The sequence below is a fragment of the Idiomarina sp. 29L genome (assembly GCF_004123135.1).
Taxonomy (GTDB): Bacteria; Pseudomonadota; Gammaproteobacteria; order Enterobacterales; family Alteromonadaceae; genus Idiomarina.
This window is the reverse complement of the sequence record NZ_SDJS01000003.1, coordinates 331,800-352,093: the sequence shown is the minus strand read 5'-3', so window position 1 is coordinate 352,093 and position 20,294 is coordinate 331,800. Positions and strand designations below refer to the sequence as shown.

Sequence of the window (20,294 nt, the reverse complement as noted above, 5' to 3'; positions counted from 1 at the left end):
TGTGCCTGCTATCCGCTTTCTCGCTGCTGAAATTATGAGTCCTTACCAAGAGCAATCGCACCAGGCTACTTATAACAAATGTTTATATATCATCGCTAACCGAACTGAACTAAATTGCTCTTTCGCTGCTATATTTAAAGGACATATAAACGGGGAGAGCAGCAGTATGAAACGTATAAATCCTATAACGTTAGCGTTGGCTAGTAGCTTTTTTGTCACTCCTGTGGCATTCGCACAAAGTGCCGACACAAATGAAAGTGCGGAAGTTGAAGAAGTTATTCAAGTCGTCGGTTCGCGTTTATCAATGAGAACAGCGACAGATGGTGCAGCACCGGTAGACATTATTAGCGGAGAGGATCTAGCTGCCACAGGGATGACGGATACTGCAAAAGCACTTCAATATGCCGTGCCGAGTTTTAATTTCCCATCATCCTCTATTACGGATGGCAGTGACGCTGTAAGACCAGCATCGCTTAGAGGTCTATCGCCTGATCATACGCTTGTTCTTATTAATGGAAAGCGTCGTCATAGCTCTGCTTTGGTTCACCTTAATGGAACAACAGGTCGAGGGAGCTCTAACGTTGATCTGAATGCGATACCAATGTCAGCGATAAAACGTATTGAAGTATTAAGAGATGGTGCTGCCGCACTTTATGGTTCTGACGCTATCGCCGGTGTGATTAATGTTGTTTTGAAAGATAACTCAGACGGCGGTAGTGCTAATTTACAGCTTGGTCAAACTCACAAAGGTGACGGTGAACAATGGCGCGCATCCGCGAGTACTGGTTTTGCTGTGGGCGAAGATGGCGCATTAACGATATCTGGAGAACTGCACCATAAAAATCGTACCAATAGAGCGGGTCCTGATACCCGACAACAGTACCCTTTGCTTGAAAACGGCGACCCGGATCCCCGAGAAGCAACCTTTGATAGACAGAGTTTTCATATAGGTCAAGCTGAATATGAAAATGCTTCGTTATTTGCTAATTTCGACATGACTTTAGGTGACGGTCGACTTTATGCTTTTGGCGGTGTGAGTGATCGCAAGTCCGAATCAGGCGCTTTTTATCGACGCGCGATTCAAAGTAACACGCTCACGGAAATCTATCCTGATGGCTTCCTGCCTATTTTAGCGCCGGACGTGAAAGACTACTCTGCGTATGCTGGATATGAGTGGTACTTGGGTGAGTGGACGCTGGATTTTAGTGGTGGTTATGGGGTTAGTGAGTTTCAATATAATGTCGAAAATTCGCTCAATGCCTCTTTAGGACCGGAGTTAACACCGACATCTTTTGATGCGGGCACACTAACAAATGAAGAAACGAACATGACATTCGATGCTCAGCGTTTCGTTCCTTTCGTAAACAACTCTGATCTATCAATAGCTTTCGGTGTAAGTTACAGAGACAACACTTACCAGATTGAAGCCGGTGAGGAGGCGTCCTATATAGACGGTGGCTACGAGGGAAGACCTGCTGGCAGTCAAGGATACACGGGCTTCAGACCTGACGCAGAAGTTAATCAGAGCCGTGACAATATTGGCGTGTACTTCGAAACCGAAAACCAGCTAACTACAGACTTTATGTGGGGCGGCGCTGTACGCTACGAAGATTATTCTGACTTTGGAGAGAATACCAGTTGGAAACTGTCTGGACGCTACGATATTACTGATAGAATAGCGGTACGCGGGGCGGTTAATACAGGCTTCAGAGCACCGAGTGCCCAGCAGCTTTACTTTACTAACATTTCAACTCTGGCTGTGGATGTCAACGGTGAGACGGTTCTACAGCGTTCTGGCACGTTTAACTCCCTAAGCCCCGTGACGGAAGCACTGAGTATTCCAGACCTTCAACCAGAAGAATCAGGCAGCATTAGTGCGGGGATAGTCTGGAATGGTTATGACGGTTTGGCGATTACGCTCGACTACTTCCGTATCAATATTGATGATCGCATTATTCTATCGAACCAAGTCTTTCCAAGTGATTCTCCTGCGGTCGCGGATGCGTTAAGTACCGTTTCGGCAGAAAACGCGCGCTTCTTTATCAATGCCGTTGATACGAAAACAGAAGGGCTGGATATAGTTGCGAGCAAGACGTTTAATTTCAATGACTTTGGCGAACTTAAAGCACAACTTGCTTATGGTTTCAATAATACGGAAATAGAGTCTGTTAATTTACCACCGCTTTTCGATGGCCTTGAATCAGTCTTATTCGATTACGATGAAAAAATCCGTATGACGGATTCAACTCCCGACCATAGCGGCTCTCTAGGATTCACTCATTCCTTAGGAGACTGGAAAACAGACGTACGTTTCAATTACTTTGGAACCTATATTATTGGTGACTACGACACCGGCGAAACAGCAGAAGAAGCCAATGATACGTACGGACCAAACTGGGTAACGGATATTTCGGTAAGGTATGCGTTTTCTGATGTGTTAAGTCTGGTTGTTGGTGGCCAGAACGTATTTAGCGAGTATCCAGAAGAGCAGCCGGTAGAAAGTGCGTTTGATACGATATTTAAATATCCAAATACGAACTCGCCTATCGGTTTCAACGGCGCTTATTTCTACTCCGAAGTAGAATATAAATTTTAAACCACCAATAACTTAGTAAAAACCGCCACTATTTGGCGGTTTTTTTATTTTTAATACCAGAGCCTCTGTAAAATTCATTTAAAAACATGAGGTTATTTTTGGCATGATTCATGAAGGCAATAACGTAAACGTCATTAACAAGCGTGGATAAAGTTATGTCAGATAAGAAAACAGTTTGGTTCATTGTCATTGCGGTCATCGCATTTTTATTATTTGGTGACGAGATTATTGCGTTAACAGCTTCAATTCTCGGAGCGGCAGTTGAGCTTTCAGTCTCTCTTATTGTTTGGTTGCTAGTTGTTGGTGGGGTGTTCTTCATTGTCACAACCGTATTCGGCAGCACATTACTCGGGTTCTGTGCAGCATTTATCGCTCTAGTACTAAGTGGAATTAGCTTCTTCTGGCCACTTTTACTCTGTCTTTTCGTTCTTTATCTAGTGTTTCGCAAGCCGAGGGTTTCTACGGCTCCTTAATAAAGTGTAAGATAGCGCATTATCAACTAATTACTGGAGCGACAATGCGCGCATTATTGAGTTGTCTTCTATTGTTATTAATGACCTCGACAGCTTATGCCGAGGTCGTTAACTTTTCTGGCGGATGGGCTCGAGAAAGCATACCCGGTGCGGCAAATGGGGCAGCATACGGCACGTTAACCAACACTTCTAAAGATACGCTAACTCTAAAGCGTGTAAGTTCGTCTGTGGCGAAAAATGTTGAAATTCATACTCATGTGATGGATGAAGGCATGATGTCCATGCGGCAGGTAAAGGCTCTTCAGATCTCCCCCAATGAGCAGGTTACTTTTGAGCCCGGAAGTTATCATTTTATGTTATTTGGACTCTCGTCATTGCTGCAAAGTGGGCAATCGTTTGATTTGCAATTACACTTCACCAATGGCGAAACACAGCAAATTTCCATTCGTGTTAAATAAAACGTTGTATTAAGGATGAACATGTACAAGAAAAGTATTATGGTCGCAGCCGCGTTGGCATTGACCCCGGCGCTTGCGAGCGCAGACACTGTTTTAGGTCTGTATGTTGGCGGGCAATACTGGGACACCGATGCCAGTGGTGAGTACGGAGTTGGCTCGGAAATTTTTACTCCGGGCTTTGAAGACAAAGGACAAACAAGCTACTACGCCGCACTAGAGCATCCTGTTCCATTAATTCCGAATGTAAAAATTCGAGAAAATTCGCTTGAATTTGATGGTGGCTACGGACGTAATGACTTTAGTCATCGAGACTACATTTTCTATTACGAGTTTTTCGATAATGACATTATTTCTTTCGATGCGGGCATCAACGCAATGGACTTTGACGGCACAGTTCGTACACCCGTGAGTACGACTTTTGGTCGACAAGACTTTTCGGTGACGGTGCCAACGGCCTATTTAGCGACTCGCGTGGGCATACCCATGACCGAGCTGACGATGTTTGCGGAAGTGAGTGCGTTAAGTGTCAAAGACTCAAAAGTGCAGGATGCTCAAATCGGTGTTGAGTATCGATTGGTTGAGAACTTGGCAGTGGACTTGAACTTACATGCAGGCTACCGCCACTCAGTCATTGAGTTAGACGATGTTGATGATATCTATTCTGATGTAACCTTCAAAGGTCCATTTGTTGGCCTGGAAGTTCACTTCTAAAGAAAATGAATGCTGCTTATTCGCTTGCAGTTGTGCAACTTTATAAGCTAAATTGTTAGATGTTTGTAACGATTTAAGCGGAAGGCGAATGAGCAGTACCACTGATGAGCCGCTGTTCCTTCATGACGATGATGAAGAGATCAAGGTAGATAAGCCAAAAGGTTTTTGGAAAATCCTGATTGTCGACGATGATCAGGAGATTCATGCTGTTACAAAAATGGCACTCGCCGATGTCGTTATTTCTGAGAAGCCCCTCCAGTTTTTGCATGCCTATAGTGGGAGTGAAGCACTTGATCGCCTAAGTGAGCACGATGATGTTGCTATGATTCTCCTCGATGTGGTCATGGAAACGGACGATGCTGGCTTAAGAGTCGCACAAGACATTCGTGAAAAGCTTGGTAATGATGAAATACGCATCGTTCTGCGAACGGGGCAGCCCGGGTATGCTCCTGAAGAAAATGTTGTCAAAGCGTATGACATTAATGACTATAAAACCAAAACCGAATTGACTCGTAGCCGCTTATTAACCACTGTATTTTCTGCTGTGCGTTCTTACCAGCAATTAAAGACCATTAATGAAAACCGTCGGGGCTTAAGAAAAATCATTCATTCTGCTTCGAACTTGATGGAGCGGCACTCCATAGTTAACTTCTCAGAAGGTGTCGTCACGCAAATCGCCTCATTACTTGGTCTTAATGCTGAAGGTATCGTAGGCGCACGAGCACCTCATAAAGACAACGAAATTTTAGTGCTTGGTGCTGCCGGCCACTTTGCTAATAGTATTCAAAAAAGCTTATCGACGCTTAATTCAGAAGAAATAGAAAGCGCCGTACGGCAATGTTTGAATGAAAAACGCCATATTCAGAAGGAACATGCGACGGTATTTTTTATTGATGGGCAAGAGCATCAGGCTGCTGCTTACATTGAGACTGACCGAACGGTGGCAGAGTATGACCAGGAACTGTTGGAGGTGTTTTTAGCCAATATAGCTGTGGGCTTTGAGAATGCGAACTTATTCGAAGAGCTCCGCACCGCCGCTTATCTTGATCCGTTAACGGGTATCCCAAATAGGGCGGAATTTACTCGACAGTTGCAGAGTATTTCTGAGAAGCCATGTCAGGAAACCGCCATAGCGGTTCTGGATATAGACCATTTTTCAGACGTTAATGACGGATTGGGTCAAGATATTGGTAACTTACTGCTGCGCTCCGTTGCGCTCAGGCTCACTGAGCAGCTTGGTAATAACGTGTTCGTCTCCAGAATTTCGGCGGACGTTTTTGGCATTACGGGTCCAAAGAGTATCGTTACGCCTGACAATCTTAGTCAATTGTTTATTCTACCCTTTAGGGCTGGTGAACATTACATACCGTTACAAGTGACTTGTGGTTTCACGTCAGCTGAAAATACAGAACAAGTGAATGGTAAAGGTCTCCTCAAGCAAGTCTATATCGCTTTAAAAAGTGCCAAAACTCACTCATTCGAGCGTTTCGACTTTTATGAACCGGTGATGGAGCAGGAGACGCAGCGGCGCCTGGAGCTAGTCAGAAAGCTGCGCTCTGACTTTGCAGATAGAAAACTTGAGGTGTGGTATCAGCCGCAAGTTGAATTGGAAAGCGAGCGTATTATTGGTGTGGAGGCGTTACTGCGCTGGCCACAGAGCGATGGTAGCTTTATTTCGCCCGCCGAATTCATTCCATTAGCGGAATATTCAGGTCTCATTGTTGATATTGGATCTTGGGTTATTGAAGAGTCTTGCCGACAAATTCAAACATTTGACGAACAGGGTCTCCCTAATCTGCGTATTGCGATTAATGTGTCGGTACCCCAATTTAGAAAGCGGGACTTTCCGGAATTGGTTGAAAAGCAAATTGAACAGTCTGGTATATCGCCGGAACGAGTTGAGCTTGAAATTACAGAAAGCATATTAATGGAAGAACCTGAATTAGTGGCAGACATTCTTAAGCGGCTAAAACTTCAGGGAGTTAAAGTGGCCATTGATGACTTCGGTGTCGGCTTTTCTTCACTGAGCTACTTGCAGAAACTACCACTTAACCGTATAAAAATTGATAAAACCTTCGTGAACAACTCTGCGCATAAGAGCGGTCAAATCATTATTGAAACCATTGTCGATATGGCACATCGGTTGGGGTTAGAGATTTTGGCTGAAGGTATCGAAGAGCCGGAACAGCGTGATTACTTTATTGGGTTGGACTGCAGCGAAGGGCAAGGCTTTTATTTTGCCAAGCCCATGCCTGCAAGTGAGCTAATCAAACTGCTAAAGGAACAGAAAGAACTTACTGGTACACTTCGACAGAGTCAGCGTTCATAGTGTAACCGACAACGGCTAAGTCACCTTCTTTGCGTTCTACCTTAATGGTTCCTTCAATCCATACGGCATCATAAGTGTTCTCGTAAGGAACCCCCTCTTCGTACTCAACGTGAATAATTTGATTGGGAGGCGGTGGGGGAACGTGGATACAAGCGCCAAAGTACGGCACTAATAAAAATTCAGTGACATTGTCAGCATTACCTTCCAGTTGAACAACATAACCTGGTATGCGGACTTTTTTGCCGTCCAACGACTCAACCACCGGTGCGTCCAGGTTCGTTTGTCTATCTTCTTCGGGGTTTGCATCATAGTAAGATTGAGGTTTAACCGGAGGAGGGGTGAACCCTTCAGGAATTAAGTCTTTCCAGCCGATTTTTTCCGCTGCAAACGTCGGCATCGCAACGACTAAAAACACTAATGCTAATAACTGCTTCATACTTTCACCGTAAGTCCGTCTGCTAAAGACTGGCGATAGGCACGCCAGGCTGGAATTAAACTTAACACAAAACCTGTCGTTACCACGAGCCCTAAACGCCACCACTCAGCCACTGTTGGCCATGCAAAGCTAAGAACAATGCCGGTCTGCGACTGAATAACGCCGGTCAGCGACCATTCAAGCAAGTACAAAAGAGCCAACCCGCTTGCGGCGCCTACCACCGTTAGTAATAAAGCTTCACTGACTAACAAACCGAAGACGGTACCCGGCCCTGCTCCTACTGCTCTTAAGACCGCCATTTCGCGACGGCGTTCCCGTAAACTGGCAAGCATAATCGTCAGCATACCCAATAACCCAATAAGCACGACCATCGAGGAAATAACAGTGAGTGCTTGCTCGAATATACGCAGAGTTTTCCAGAGCTCCTGCAGCGTCATACCGGGCAGCAGTGCTGTTAAGGGCTCTGGTTTGTAGGTGTTAATTTGTCGTTGAAGCCTTAACGCCAGCGGTTTGGCTTTAAGCCCCAGTAATGCAGCGCTAATGCTCTCTGCAGGAGGATGAGCGTGACTGTCACCGTGGTCATGTTCGTCATGGCTTTCGCCACCATGAATCACTTCAAGGCTCGTTAAGCTGGTTAGAATAGTTTGGTCAACGGGTGTCCCCGTGCGTTTTAAGATACCTACGACAGTTAATGGATGATCGTCGTGTTCGCTAAAGCTAATGCCGCCACTGCCATGCGCAATAGTAATGTCGTCCTCGACTTTTTTATTCAATTTAGACGCAGCTTCAGCGCCCAGTACCACCTGTTTTTCACCGTGAAAAGCGTTGCCATCTGCAAAAGTTAGTGATTGCTTATTACCGTATTTAAAGTGCTGAAAGTAATCTTCTGTGGTGGCAACAACGGGTAAACCACCGACGCTGTCGCCTAAAGAAATGGGTACCGCCCATTTTATTTCCGGGCGCGAGCGAATATCTTCAAAGGCATCCCAACTCATATTATTGGTCATACTGCCAATATGGAAAACAGACGACAGCAAGAGCTGTATTTGACTGGTTCTGGCGCCAATAATTAAGTCAGTCCCTGATACCGTATTGGCGAAGTTGGTTTGTACCTGTTCTCGGGTGCGCTCGACAGCCAGTAGTAAGGTGACGCTGACGGCAATAGCAACAATAGTGAGTAGAACGCTCGCACGGCGGTTTAGCAAACTTTTAATCGCCAACTTCATCATACGACAGCCCCCGCTTTATTGAGGTCACTCAATTCGACGTGCGAGTTAAAGTAGCGCGATAAGGCTGCGTCGTGGGTGACAAAAATTACCGTTGTGTCGTTTTTAGCTGACAGCTCCAGTAATAATTGAATAAAGGTGTCACGGTGCTCAGCGTCGAGTGCTGATGTCGGTTCGTCGGCAATTAAAAGTGGCGGCGCCCCAAGTAATGCCCGAGCGGCAGCAACACGTTGCTGCTGACCAACACTCAGTGAGTGTGCAGGTTGTTGAATCTGGCTCTCGCTCAATCCTAAACGTTTCAGCATACCGTGAGCTGAGTTCTCCGGCGTGTCACCGGCTTTTGCTATGCGTTCTTTACGAACGGTTGAAAACTGACAAGCTAATAAGGCGTTGTCCAATGCAGATAAATAGGGCAAAAGATTAAACTGCTGAAAGATGTAGCCGATGTTATCGGCCCGAAACCGATCTCTCTGGCGCCCGGAAAGCTTAGAAAGCGGTGTGTCGAAAAGGCTGAGCTCGCCTTTTTGAGGTGTGTTAATGCCAGCCAACAGCGATAGCAAAGTTGATTTTCCGCTACCGCTGGGGCCGCGTAAAAGCAGCGTGTCGCCGTTCTGTACTTGCCACTCGGGTATTTCTAATGTGGCGGGTTCATTGCGCTTCCAGGCGAAGCTTAAATCACGAACAGAAACGGCGGTCATAGATACTGCCTTCTTACGTTAAGAATTTACGACTTTTGAGCGCGCTCAAATGACGTTTTAATTTCTTCCTTAGCTGACGCTGCGTCTTCCCAACCATCAACTTTAACCCACTTGCCTTTTTCCAGTTCTTTATAGCGCTCGAAGAAGTGAGTAATTTGTGCTTTCAAGAGCTCAGGCAAGTCGTTCACATCATTAATATGGTCATATTCTTTGGTCAACTTGCTGACAGGAACGGCGATAACTTTTGCATCTTCACCAGACTCATCGGTCATTTTTAATACGCCAACTGGACGGCACTTGATCACACAACCCGCTTGAAGTGGGTAAGGAGTTGGTACTAAAACGTCAACCGGGTCGCCGTCAAGTGACAAGGTTTCATTAACGAAGCCATAGTTAGCTGGGTAGAACATTGGCGTTGCCATGAAACGGTCAACAACCAGCGCACCAGTGTCTTTGTCGACTTCATATTTAATTGGATCAGCGTTTGCCGGAATCTCGATGATAACGTTAACTTCTTCTGGCAGGTTTTTGCCTGCTGGTACGTTTCCTAAGCTCATAATACTTCCTGTTCTCAATGTAAAAGTGATACCGATTGCGCGATTATAGCGGTTCGGCTTTATCGTGCAATATCGCTAAAGGTCTAATAAGGTTTTGGGTATTGCTTATGGTACTTCAAACAAGCGTCCACTTCGTTTGCTGAACCTAGTACCACGGCAACGCGTTGGTGAATGTGCTCAGGCACAATATCCAGAATACGTTGGTAGCCGTCGGAAGCTTTGCCCCCGGCTTTTTCAACCAACATTGCCATGGGGGCAGCTTCGTACATTAAGCGAAGCTTGAATGGCTTCTTAGGTTTGCGAGCGTCCCACGGGTAAGTAAACAATCCGCCACGAGAAAGCACTCGGTGTACGTCAGACACCATGGCTGCGTTCCAACGCATATTAAAGTTCTTGCCGCGAGGCCCTTCTTTGCCTTCGAGTAAGTCGTTGATATAGGCTTTAATTGGATCCGCCCAGTGGCGGCGGTTCGACATGTTGATTGCAAACTCTGTCGTGTCTTTTGGAATTTCTGCTTTTTCTTGCGTTAACAAAAACTCGCCAACAGTTTGGTCTAATGTGTAAATCCGTACCGATTTACCGGTGGTTAGCACCATCATGGTAGCTGGACCATATAATACATAACCTGCGGCAACTTGAGCCTTACCCGGTTGCAGGAACATCGACTCGCTGGTTTCTTCACCTTCCGGCTTTCTTAGTATCGAAAAGATGGTGCCTACGCCGCCGTTAATATCGATATTAGAGCTTCCATCGAGTGGATCAAACGCTACTAAGTAATGGCCGGAATTCGGGCTGTCGACAACGGAGTCTTCTTCTTCAGAGGCGACTGCATGAACATTGGGTGATTCCAGCAATAGGCTTTTCAGCAGTTGGTTGGCAACCACATCGAGCTTTTTCTGAGTTTCGCCCTGAATATTTTCATCCAGCGTTGAGCCTAGTACGCCGGCTAGCGCGCCCTGATGAAGTCGGAACGAAATTTCCTTGGCTGCAATTTGAATGGTGTTAATAACGGATATCAGTGACTCGCTGGTTTGGTCGGCTCTCAGTGTAGGCAATAAGCGTTTCATAACAGTTCCTGCAGCTTAAAATGTTGGTGCGTTAAACGACATGTTTTTGAGGGCGCAAATGATACCTTATTTTTTAGTAAAAATCCTGTTTGGCGTTTTTGACGTGGTACACTTTCGCTTCAGTAACAAATAGATGAATTGGATTGACGCATGCATATTCATATCGTCGGTATTTGCGGTACCTTCATGGGAGGGGTGGCCGCCATTGCTCAACAACTTGGACACAAGGTAACCGGTTCCGATGCCAGCGTGTACCCGCCAATGAGCACACAGCTGGAAAACTTGGGCATAGAGTTAATGAAGGGGTATGCCGAAGCAAACCTGAACCCTGTGCCGGACCTGGTGATTATTGGCAACGCATTGAGCCGGGGGAATGAAGAAGTGGAAGCGGTACTGCGTGAGCGGCTTCCTTATGTCTCTGGTGCACAATGGCTGCATGACAATATATTGACCCGACGCTGGGTACTTGCGGTTGCTGGTACTCACGGCAAAACCACAACGGCCAGTATGCTAGCGTGGATCCTGGAAGATAACGGTTATAATCCTGGGTTCATGATTGGTGGTGTGCCGGGAAACTTCTCTGTCAGTGCAAGGTTGACCGAGTCAGACTTTTTTGTGATTGAAGCCGATGAATATGACACGGCGTTTTTCGATAAGCGTTCGAAGTTCGTACATTATGCACCCGACACGCTGATATTGAATAACCTTGAGTTTGATCATGCGGATATCTTCGATGATCTTGCCGCTATTAAAAGACAGTTTTCGCACTTGCTACGTGTTGTGCCGGATTCCGGGCAGATTATTTATCCAACGGAAGACACGGCGTTAAATAACGTTGTTGACGGTGGCTGCTGGAGCGATAAAGTCCAATTGGGTAAAGACTGGTCGGCAAAGCTTAACAACAAGGATGGCACGTCCTTCGAGGTCGTTCATGAAGACGACACCGTCGCAACCGTTGAATGGCCTTTATTAGGCGAACACAACGTTAATAACGCGATGATGGCTATTATTGCTGCTCGTCATGTGGGCATTCCGGCAGAGCAAAGTGCTGACTCCTTAAGCCGCTTTCAAAGCCCGAAACGACGTATGGAACTGATTGGCGAGCACAACCGTATAAAAGTCTACGATGACTTTGCGCACCATCCTAGTGCAATTAAAACAACGCTGAATGGCTTGCGTTCACACTTGCCGAACTCGCGTATTATTGCGGTGCTTGAGCCACGTTCAAATACAATGAAAATGGGGGTTCACGCTGATGCTATGGAAGAAGCTTTACGAGCGGCCGATGACGTGTTTGTACTGCAACCTGAAGGCTTGAAGTGGGAGCTAGCGCGGGTGTTACCGAATGCACACGTTTTCACTAGCACCGAGCAGTTGCTCGAGGGGCTGCTGCATGAAGCTCAGCCGGAAGATTCCGTAGTTATCATGAGTAATGGCAGTTTTGATGGGTTGCATCGCCGTTTTCTCAGTGCGCTTCAACAAAGTCAGGAGGCCCAATGAAACAGGATAACCGAGTCACTGTCGCTATCACCGGCGCGTCGGGTGCACCTTATGCACTGCGTTTGATACAATGCCTGCTTGATCAAGATCAACAGGTGTTTTTGCTGATATCCAGCGCAGCCAGAGTGGTGCTGGCAACTGAACATGGTATGCAACTGCCGGCAGCGCCTGACAAAGCGGCTGAGCAATTACGTCAATACTTTTCAGCTAGCGACGATAGCCTGCAGGTGTTCGGTAAAGAAGAGTGGTTCTCGCCGGTGGCGTCAGGTTCGTCTGCCCCAAAGAAAATGGTGGTTTGTCCCTGTTCAACCAGCACCTTGTCGGCAGTCGCTTGTGGTAGCAGTAACACGCTTATAGAACGGGCTGCCGATGTTGTTATGAAAGAGCGGGGACAACTTATTTTGGTTCCGCGCGAGTCACCGTTATCGACCATACATTTACAGAATATGCTGCAGTTAAGTCAGCAGGGCGTCACGATAATGCCGGCAGCGCCCGGGTTTTATCATAAGCCAGAGAGTATAGACGACTTAATCGATTTTATGGTTGCCCGAGTGCTTGATCATTTGGGACTGGAACAGAAACTGGTCGCGCGTTGGGGCTACTCAAAGGAGTCATAGTACAGAGTATGAAAGCGCTAGAAATTAAAGGGTTAAGAAAGGTCTACCGAGGCGGTTTTGAAGCACTCAAAGGTATCGACCTGTCAGTAGAAGAAGGTGATTTTTACGCATTGCTTGGGCCCAATGGTGCCGGTAAGTCGACCACTATTGGCATTATTTCTTCACTGGTGAATAAAACGTCAGGCAAGGTCAGCGTGTTTGGCTACGATCTGGATACTCAGCTAGCTGATTTGAAACGCCAAATTGGGCTAGTACCACAGGAATTCAATTTCAACCAGTTCGAAACAGTTCAGCAAATTGTGGTGAACCAAGCTGGCTACTATGGTGTGCCCAGGCAACTTGCCAAAGAGCGTTCGGAAAAATACTTGAAGCAATTGGGCTTATGGGACAAACGAAATGAGCCAGCGCGTTCTTTGTCAGGTGGCATGAAGCGCCGCTTAATGATTGCCCGGGCGTTATTACACGAGCCGAAACTATTGATTTTGGATGAACCTACTGCCGGCGTTGATATTGAACTGCGTCGCTCAATGTGGGATTACCTGACCAAAATTAACGAGCAGGGCATTACCATTATTTTGACGACGCATTACCTTGAAGAGGCGGAAATGCTGTGTCGTAACATTGGCATTATCGATGCAGGGCAAATTGTTGAAGACACCTCTATCAAACGACTGCTGGCAACCTTAAGCCGGGAAACTTTCATTCTGGATGTTGAGCCGGGGCATAATGGTGCAACCATTGACGGCTTTAATCACCGTTGGACAGACGACCATACGATTGAAGTCGAGGTCGATAAGGACGCCGGTCTTAACCGCGTGTTTGAGCAACTGAGCGAGCAACAGGTAAAAGTATTATCCATGCGAAATAAAGCTAACCGACTTGAAGAGCTCTTTGTCTCAATGGTTGAAAAGGGGCGTCAGAAGGAGACTGCGCAATGAGTCACTCAGCATCGAACTTTATCGCATTGAAGACCATTTGGATAAAAGAGTGCACCCGCTTTTTAAGAATCTGGGTACAAACCCTGGTGCCGCCAGCCATTACCATGACGCTATACTTTGTTATTTTCGGTAGCATTGTCGGTGAACGTATTGGTGAAATGAGCGGCGTTGGTTACATGGAGTTTATTGTACCGGGTCTTATTATGATGTCGGTTATTACGAACTCTTACTCAAACGTCGCATCTTCGTTTTTCAGCGCGAAATTCCAACGCAACATAGAAGAAATGTTGGTGTCGCCTGTACCGACCTCGGTTATTATTGCCGGTTACGTTGGCGGCGGCATGGCACGAGCGATGATAGTGGCGGTTATTGTCACTTGTGTGTCGTTTTTATTCGCCGATATTCAAATAGCGCACGTGGGTTACGTTGTCTTAACGGTGGTACTAACCTCGACATTATTCTGCTTAGGCGGTTTGATTAACGCCGTTTATGGTAAAACGTTTGACGATATATCCATAGTGCCGACCTTTGTACTGACGCCACTGACTTACTTAGGCGGGGTCTTCTATTCTGTTAGTTTACTGCCTGAATTTTGGCAAAAAGTGTCTATGGCGAATCCTGTTCTCTACATGGTGAACGGTTTCCGCTATGGCTTTTTAGGCCAGTCGGATGTGGGCATTGGGGTTGCCGTGTCTGTGCTGGTTGGCTTTAACGTGCTGTTTTTCGGCGTTGCTTACTACATCCTTGAAAAAGGCATAGGAATTCGCTCGTAATGAATGAAGCAAGGCCGGTTAGTAGTAACCAACATGGACCGCACGAAGACACCGTAGCCGTGGTTGAGCGTCATTTAGGCAGTGCGTTCAAAAAGCCATTTCAGGAGCATAACCTCAGGGCATTTGAAGATATTAATGCGCAAGTTGAGGATTGGAATGGACCGATTATTTTGGACTCTTGCTGTGGTGTCGGAGAGAGCACGGCGAAACTGGCTGAGCAGCATCCCGATGCCATGGTTATTGGTATTGATAAGTCAGCACACCGGTTGGCGCGTCATAGTCATTACCAGAATAATGAAAAAGGCCAGCGCTACTGGATCGTTCGGGCTGATCTTATCGACTTTTGGCGTCTGGCCAACCAGGCCAACTGGACGCTTGAAAAACATTGTATTTTATACCCAAACCCCTGGCCCAAGGCATCACACTTGTCTCGACGCTGGCATGGCAGCCCGGTATGGAAAGACGTGGTTGAACTTGGTGGGCACTTACACATGCGCTCCAACTGGAGCCTTTACTTGCTGGAAGTAACGCAAGCGCTTATGGTGAGTGGTTGTCAGGCACAGGTGTCACTTGTTAAAAACGACGAAGAGATTATGACGCCGTTTGAGCGCAAGTATAAAGCCAGTGGCCAGCCGTTGTGGCAACTCGACGCAGATTTATCGAAGGAGACGTAATTGAGCTCTAAACCCGAAGTGGCTGAGGTTAGTGAAGAATCGCTTTATCGCATTTTCACCATTCCGGAAGCGCCCGACTCGACATTGAGTAAAATCGAAAAGCATTTATCCGAGAACCTCATGGGGTTTTTGGGTGATCATATCGTTGCGCGCGAGAAGCCTCTGCAGGAAATTGAGCGAGACTTTGACCGGTCACAAATCCCCGAAGAGCCGCAATTCGTTTCTGACCATACGGAGTTTTTGCTCGATAAATTGGTGGCTCACTCAGTACATACCGCTTCGCCGCGTTTTATTGGGCACATGACATCAGCGTTACCCTATTTTTTATTGCCGCTGGCGAAGCTGATGGTCGGTTTGAACCAGAACCTGGTGAAAATAGAAACTTCAAAAGCATTTACGCCATTGGAGCGTAACGTCATTGGCATGCTGCACCATCTGGTTTACCGCGAAGAGGCGACGTTTTATAACCGTTGGATGCACAGTGCCCAACACTCATTGGGCGCCTTCTGCTCAGGCGGGACTATCGCCAATATGACGGCGTTATGGGTAGCACGAAACCGACTATTACAAGCTGATGGTAATTTCGGGGGCATTGCTGCGGACGGTATTGCTGCTGGCTTGCAACATTATGGCTACTCACGATTGACGGTGGTGGTTTCTGAGCGCGGACACTACTCGTTGAGCAAAGCCGCCGATGTTTTGGGTATTGGTCGGCGTAATTTAGTGGCAGTGCCCACAGACAGCAACAACCGCATTCGTATCGATAAGCTGCGTGAAACCTGTGAAGCAATATCTGCAGAGGGCGGCAAAGTACTGGCACTGGTTGGTGTGGCGGGTACCACAGAGACCGGACACATTGACCCGCTAGACGAGATGGCCGATGTCGCCGAAGATATTGGCGCGCATTTTCATATTGATGCTGCATGGGGTGGCGCAACCCTGTTATCAGAGCAGCACCGGTCACTATTGCATGGTGTTGAGCGTGCCGACAGCATTACCATTGATGCCCACAAGCAAATGTACGTGCCGATGGGGGCCGGTCTGGTATTGTTTAAGAACCCGTCATTGGTGAAGTCGATAGAACATCATGCCGAGTATATTATTCGACAAGGCTCTAAAGACCTCGGCTCGCATACCATGGAGGGCTCCCGGGCGGGCATGGCCATGATGGTGTTTTCCGCTATGCACGTGATAGGGCGCCGGGGTTATGAGCTGCTAATTAACAACAGTATTGATAAAGCGCGTTACTTTTCGAAACTTATTAGTGAGCAAGATGACTTCGAGGTCATTACCGAGCCGGAGCTTTGCATACTGACCTATCGCTTTGTACCGGAAAGAGTTAAAAAGGCGCTTGAAAACGCAACGTCTGAGCAGTTGGCGCGTTTAACCCCGCACTTAAATGCGTTAACGCGTTATATTCAAAAACGTCAGCGTGAAACCGGGCGCTCATTTGTATCGCGGACCAAATTGACACCAGCACAGTATCATCATGAACCCACTGTGGTGTTTCGTGTTGTGTTGGCGAACCCGCTAACAACGCACGACATGCTGGAAGAAGTACTGGAAGAGCAGCGCGAAATAGCTTCCAAAGCCACCAGTCTGCGAGGCGCTTTGCATACCGAGATGCGTGAACTCGGTATGCTGAATTAAAGCGAAAAGTGAGTTAAGTGGTCGCTGGATTATCGACCTGAAGGTTGTCTATCAGGCGGGTTTTTCCCAAAAAAGCAGCGGCCAATATGACCCACTTCTCATCTTTTTCTGAGGCGGGTTGTAAGTCATCAGCGTTGCGGATGCTAAAGTAGTCCACTTTAAAGCCCGCTTTTCCTAATTGTTGCACCGCCTGAGACTCTACTTGTTCAAAGTCTTCCTCGCGTTCAAGCCCCGCCTTCGCATCTTGAAGGCTTTTGTAAAGAGCGGTTGCTTGAGTTTTCTCTTCCGCTGTTAAATAACCGTTGCGTGAGCTTAAAGCTAAACCACTGGCTTCTCGCTGTGTTGGTACGCCGACAACGTCTACCGGCAAGCTTAAGTCCTGAGTCATTAGGCGAATAACTTGCAGCTGTTGGTAGTCTTTCTCACCAAAAACAGCGACTTGTGGTTGCACCATATTGAACAGTTTGCAAACAATGGTCGCGACACCTTCAAAATGGCCCGGGCGGCTGGCGCCACAGAGAATATCGCTAATGCCGGGCACGCTAACCTTTGTTTGTTGCTCCAGTCCGCGCGGGTAAACATCGTTGACCGTCGGGGTAAAGACAGCACTAACCCCTAACGTTTCTAATGCGCTGCAGTCGGCCTCTAAGGTTCTGGGGTAGCTGTCGAGATCTTCGTTAGGGCCAAACTGCATTGGGTTTACAAAAATACTCACCACGACAGTGTCGCAATGTTGTAGCGCATTTTTTACCAGCTGCAAGTGCCCGTCATGTAAATTGCCCATGGTCGGAACAAGTGCAACCTGCTGCTGCGCACTACGCCACTCACGAAGCGCCTGTAAGCTTTTTAGTACCTTCATTTATAGCAGTGCTCCGGAGCCGGAAATTCGCCCGAGCGCACTTGCTCGGTGTATAAACGAAACGCGTCGGCAAGAGAGCCTCCCTGCGCCAGAAAGTCTTTGGCAAATTTAGGCAAATAGTCACTGTTCATGCCCAGCATGTCGTGCATTACCAATATCTGGCCGTCGGTGTCAGGGCCTGCGCCAATACCAATGGTTGGAATGTTTAAAGCATCGGTAATACGTTTGCCTAAACTGGATGGAATACATTCCAGAACCAACAGTTGAGCACCTGCCGCTTCAAGCGCTTTTGCCTGACGCAGCGTATTTTCTGCCTGTTGCTCTTCTTTGCCTTGTACTTTGTAGCCGCCTAATACATTGACGGACTGCGGCAGCAAACCAAGGTGTGCACAAACCGGGATACCACGGGTATGTAGACCTTTAATGGTCTCTTCCAGCCACTCACCGCCTTCCAGTTTCACCATATTGGCGCCGGCTTGCATAAGTACTGCGGCATTATCGTAAGTTTGTTCCGGTGTTGAGTAGGTCATGAACGACATATCGCTAATCACGAAGGCATCGGGTGCACCGCGGCGCACGCACTCTGTATGGTAGACCATGTCGCCGAGTGTGACAGGCACGGTCGAATTGCGACCCTGAACAACATTACCTAAAGAGTCGCCGACAAGCATAAAGTCGACACCTTGTTCGGTCATTAATTTTGCGAAGCTGGAGTCGTAGGCGGTTAACGAACTAATTTTAACGCCTTCGCGCTTCATTTTTTGCAATGTAGCAATACTGGTTGTAGCCATTATGCGACCTTTAGCAACGTTATAAAGAAATAGATGACTGGTAGACTAGCACGTCAAGGCCATTTTCGGTAAGTGCCTTGGTTTGTTCAGTCACTGTTTTTCCATTGGGCAAGACAAGTGACGGTGCTATTTCAAGCAGAGGATACAAGACAAAGCTGCGCTCATACAGGCCCGGGTGAGGAACCGTCAAGTCTGAGTTTTGGTGCGTCTCGTCATCGAATAATAACAAGTCGAGATCTAATGTACGCTCCCCCCAGTGACGAACTCGTTTGCGGCCGAATTCATCTTCAATAGCATGCAGTGACTGCAGTAAATCGTAGGCGGGCAGGTTTGTGCTTAACTGACAGACTGCATTGACGTAGTCTGGCTGATCTTGCGGTCCCATGGGCTTGCTGCCGTACAGTGACGAATAGCTGACAAGGCGCCAGCTATTGGACCGATTTAATCGTGAAAGCGCACTGAGTAAGTTATTGAGTGGGTCGTTTAAATTACTCCCCAGTGCGACATAGGCTTTATGCTGAGCCATTATCTGGATTGTTTTGTGGCTTCTTCTTACGCGGCCCGCGACGACGGCGTCTGGGCTTGCCGGTAGGTGCGCCGGACTTGCCAGTTTTCAGCTTCGCCGGATTATTCTGAGCTTCTGTCCAGAACTGTGCCAGTTCAGCCAGCTTTTTCTCATCTGGCTGGGCGTGGGCACGTAGCAGCATAAAGTCATAAGCGGCACGGAAGCGTTTGTGCTCAAGTGCTTTCATGGCACGACCACCTTTTGTGACTTGCAAACGTCTTTGCAGCTGCCAAATTTCACGAGCGGGTAGACTGAAGCGTTTAGGAATCGAAACACGCTGAGACTGCCTGTGTACCACATCGGCAGCTGCAATGTTTATTGCATCCATCGGTGGCAGGCCGCCTTCATTTTCCAGCTGCTCTTTGCGAGCCAGAAGCGGCCACCATAACAGTACAGCAATGAGGTATGCCGGCGTTACGCGTTTGTCTTCAGCAATACGTTTATCCGTATCCTTAAAGGCTTTCAACAGCATTTGATACGCCGGTGACTGAGCATCACTTAAATGCCCTTTGAGTATTGGGAATAGCTGTTGGAAGAGCCCCAGCTCCATCATCAGTGAAAAGTTTGCCGTAGCTTTACCCGACATAAACATTTTCAAAAATTCATCAAACAGACGCGCAGGTGGAATGTTCGCGAGCAACGGAGCCAACTCGTTAATCGGTTCGCGAACGGCGTTATCCATTTGCATGTTGAGTTTGGTCGCAAAACGCACTGCGCGCAGCATTCTAACCGGATCTTCTCGGTAGCGTGTCTCCGCATCGCCAATTAACCGCAAAACCCCCTTATTGATGTCGTCGACGCCGTTAGCAAAGTCATAAATGGCAAAGTCGGCAATGTTGTAATACAGCGCGTTAGCGGTGAAATCACGGCGCTCTGCGTCTTCCTCTATGGTGCCATAGACATTGTCGCGTACTAACTGACCATGCTCATCACTGTGTGCGTGCTGGTTTTTCTTACTGCTTTTTGAGTCGGTGTCATCGGCGTGATGCCCGCGAAACGTAGCGACCTCAATAATCTCTTTGCCAAACACGACATGCGCCAGACGAAACCGACGACCAATAAGGCGGCAGTTTCGAAATAGCGATTTCACCTGTTCAGGCGTCGCATTGGTGGTCACGTCGAAGTCTTTCGGTTGAATACCGAGTAAAATATCACGTACGCAACCGCCCACTAAATAAGCGTCAAAGCCGCTGTTATGTAAGCGGTACAAGACTTTAAGTGCGTTTTTGCTAATGTCGTTCCGGGATACAGGGTGTTTATCTCTTGGGATAACTTTCAACGCCGGTAAACGACTGTTGCTGGGGGTATCCTTGCTGGAGAAAGCGCGTTTTGCTAACTCTTTTATTCGCTTAATAATGGTGGTCTCTCCCTTACCA

Annotated in this window: 20 protein-coding genes; 11 read left to right on the top strand and 9 right to left on the bottom strand. The window is 47.4% G+C overall.

Annotation, left to right across the window (positions count from 1 at the left end; all coding sequences use genetic code 11):
- The first annotated feature begins 166 nt into the window (after positions 1–166).
- The 5 genes from EST55_RS09060 to EST55_RS09040 all read left to right on the top strand — a co-directional run bounded on the left by EST55_RS09060 (position 167) and on the right by EST55_RS09040 (position 6,567).
- Positions 167–2,596, top strand: coding sequence for a TonB-dependent receptor (locus EST55_RS09060; RefSeq protein WP_129497222.1), 2,430 nt, complete (start codon positions 167–169; stop codon positions 2,594–2,596).
- Between the two features lie 155 nt (positions 2,597–2,751).
- Entirely contained in the window at positions 2,752–3,069 is a 318-nt protein-coding gene (locus EST55_RS09055) for a hypothetical protein (RefSeq protein ID WP_129497221.1), read from the top strand.
- A 44-nt stretch (positions 3,070–3,113) separates the two neighbouring features.
- A complete protein-coding gene (locus EST55_RS09050) occupies positions 3,114–3,527 on the top strand; it encodes a copper chaperone PCu(A)C (protein WP_129497220.1) in 414 nt (137 codons plus the stop codon).
- A gap of 21 nt (positions 3,528–3,548) precedes the next feature.
- Positions 3,549–4,238, top strand: coding sequence for a TIGR04219 family outer membrane beta-barrel protein (locus tag EST55_RS09045; protein ID WP_129497219.1), 690 nt, complete (start codon positions 3,549–3,551; stop codon positions 4,236–4,238).
- An 88-nt stretch (positions 4,239–4,326) separates the two neighbouring features.
- Positions 4,327–6,567 carry an EAL domain-containing protein gene (locus tag EST55_RS09040; protein ID WP_129497218.1) on the top strand — a complete coding sequence of 747 codons (2,241 nt, stop codon included), beginning with the start codon at positions 4,327–4,329 and terminating at the stop codon, positions 6,565–6,567.
- Here the strand turns inward: EST55_RS09040 and EST55_RS09035 are convergent.
- The 5 genes from EST55_RS09035 to EST55_RS09015 all read right to left on the bottom strand — a co-directional run bounded on the left by EST55_RS09035 (position 6,533) and on the right by EST55_RS09015 (position 10,551).
- Positions 6,533–7,003: a DUF3299 domain-containing protein gene (locus EST55_RS09035; RefSeq protein ID WP_088767413.1), complete on the bottom strand. Its 471-nt coding sequence runs from the start codon at positions 7,001–7,003 to the stop codon at positions 6,533–6,535. The two genes, EST55_RS09040 and EST55_RS09035, sit on opposite strands and share 35 nt — an antisense overlap.
- Entirely contained in the window at positions 7,000–8,232 is a 1,233-nt protein-coding gene (locus tag EST55_RS09030; protein ID WP_129497217.1) for an ABC transporter permease, read from the bottom strand. The genes EST55_RS09035 and EST55_RS09030 overlap by 4 nt, the downstream gene beginning before the upstream one ends.
- Entirely contained in the window at positions 8,229–8,927 is a 699-nt protein-coding gene (locus tag EST55_RS09025; RefSeq protein WP_129497216.1) for an ABC transporter ATP-binding protein, read from the bottom strand. The genes EST55_RS09030 and EST55_RS09025 overlap by 4 nt, the downstream gene beginning before the upstream one ends.
- A gap of 26 nt (positions 8,928–8,953) precedes the next feature.
- Entirely contained in the window at positions 8,954–9,484 is a 531-nt protein-coding gene (gene ppa, locus EST55_RS09020) for an inorganic diphosphatase (RefSeq protein WP_088767416.1), read from the bottom strand.
- Between the two features lie 83 nt (positions 9,485–9,567).
- Positions 9,568–10,551, bottom strand: a complete 984-nt coding sequence (locus EST55_RS09015) for a class 1 fructose-bisphosphatase (protein ID WP_088767417.1) — start codon at positions 10,549–10,551, stop codon at positions 9,568–9,570.
- A 150-nt stretch (positions 10,552–10,701) separates the two neighbouring features.
- Between EST55_RS09015 and mpl the strand changes: the two genes are divergently transcribed.
- From mpl to panP, 6 genes are read left to right on the top strand one after another with little or no spacing between them, the layout of a single operon-like run.
- Positions 10,702–12,051, top strand: coding sequence for a UDP-N-acetylmuramate:L-alanyl-gamma-D-glutamyl-meso-diaminopimelate ligase (gene mpl, locus EST55_RS09010; protein WP_129497215.1), 1,350 nt, complete (start codon positions 10,702–10,704; stop codon positions 12,049–12,051).
- Positions 12,048–12,668 (top strand): flavin prenyltransferase UbiX, encoded by a 621-nt coding sequence (locus tag EST55_RS09005; RefSeq protein WP_088767419.1) that lies wholly within the window; start codon positions 12,048–12,050, stop codon positions 12,666–12,668. Before mpl ends, EST55_RS09005 begins: the two co-directional genes overlap by 4 nt.
- Before the next feature lie 8 nt (positions 12,669–12,676).
- A complete protein-coding gene (locus tag EST55_RS09000; RefSeq protein WP_129497214.1) occupies positions 12,677–13,606 on the top strand; it encodes an ABC transporter ATP-binding protein in 930 nt (309 codons plus the stop codon).
- Complete coding sequence (locus tag EST55_RS08995) at positions 13,603–14,379, top strand: ABC transporter permease (RefSeq protein ID WP_088767421.1); 777 nt, start codon at positions 13,603–13,605, stop codon at positions 14,377–14,379. Before EST55_RS09000 ends, EST55_RS08995 begins: the two co-directional genes overlap by 4 nt.
- Entirely contained in the window at positions 14,379–15,053 is a 675-nt protein-coding gene (locus EST55_RS08990; RefSeq protein WP_129497213.1) for an SAM-dependent methyltransferase, read from the top strand. Before EST55_RS08995 ends, EST55_RS08990 begins: the two co-directional genes overlap by 1 nt.
- The gene (gene panP, locus EST55_RS08985; protein WP_129497212.1) at positions 15,054–16,703 is read left to right on the top strand and encodes a pyridoxal-dependent aspartate 1-decarboxylase PanP; all 1,650 of its coding nucleotides are present in this window, start codon (positions 15,054–15,056) and stop codon (positions 16,701–16,703) included.
- A gap of 13 nt (positions 16,704–16,716) precedes the next feature.
- Here the strand turns inward: panP and panC are convergent, their stop codons facing one another.
- Genes panC through pcnB form a run of 4 tightly spaced genes read right to left on the bottom strand, consistent with a single transcriptional unit; the run spans position 16,717 to position 20,188 of the window.
- Positions 16,717–17,562: a pantoate--beta-alanine ligase gene (gene panC, locus EST55_RS08980; protein WP_129497211.1), complete on the bottom strand. Its 846-nt coding sequence runs from the start codon at positions 17,560–17,562 to the stop codon at positions 16,717–16,719.
- Positions 17,559–18,353, bottom strand: a complete 795-nt coding sequence (gene panB, locus EST55_RS08975) for a 3-methyl-2-oxobutanoate hydroxymethyltransferase (RefSeq protein WP_129497210.1) — start codon at positions 18,351–18,353, stop codon at positions 17,559–17,561. The genes panC and panB overlap by 4 nt, the downstream gene beginning before the upstream one ends.
- Positions 18,354–18,372: 19 nt before the next feature.
- Entirely contained in the window at positions 18,373–18,879 is a 507-nt protein-coding gene (folK, locus tag EST55_RS08970) for a 2-amino-4-hydroxy-6-hydroxymethyldihydropteridine diphosphokinase (protein ID WP_100691429.1), read from the bottom strand.
- Positions 18,866–20,188, bottom strand: coding sequence for a polynucleotide adenylyltransferase PcnB (pcnB, locus tag EST55_RS08965; protein ID WP_129497232.1), 1,323 nt, complete (start codon positions 20,186–20,188; stop codon positions 18,866–18,868). The genes folK and pcnB overlap by 14 nt, the downstream gene beginning before the upstream one ends.
- Positions 20,189–20,294 lie beyond the last annotated feature (106 nt).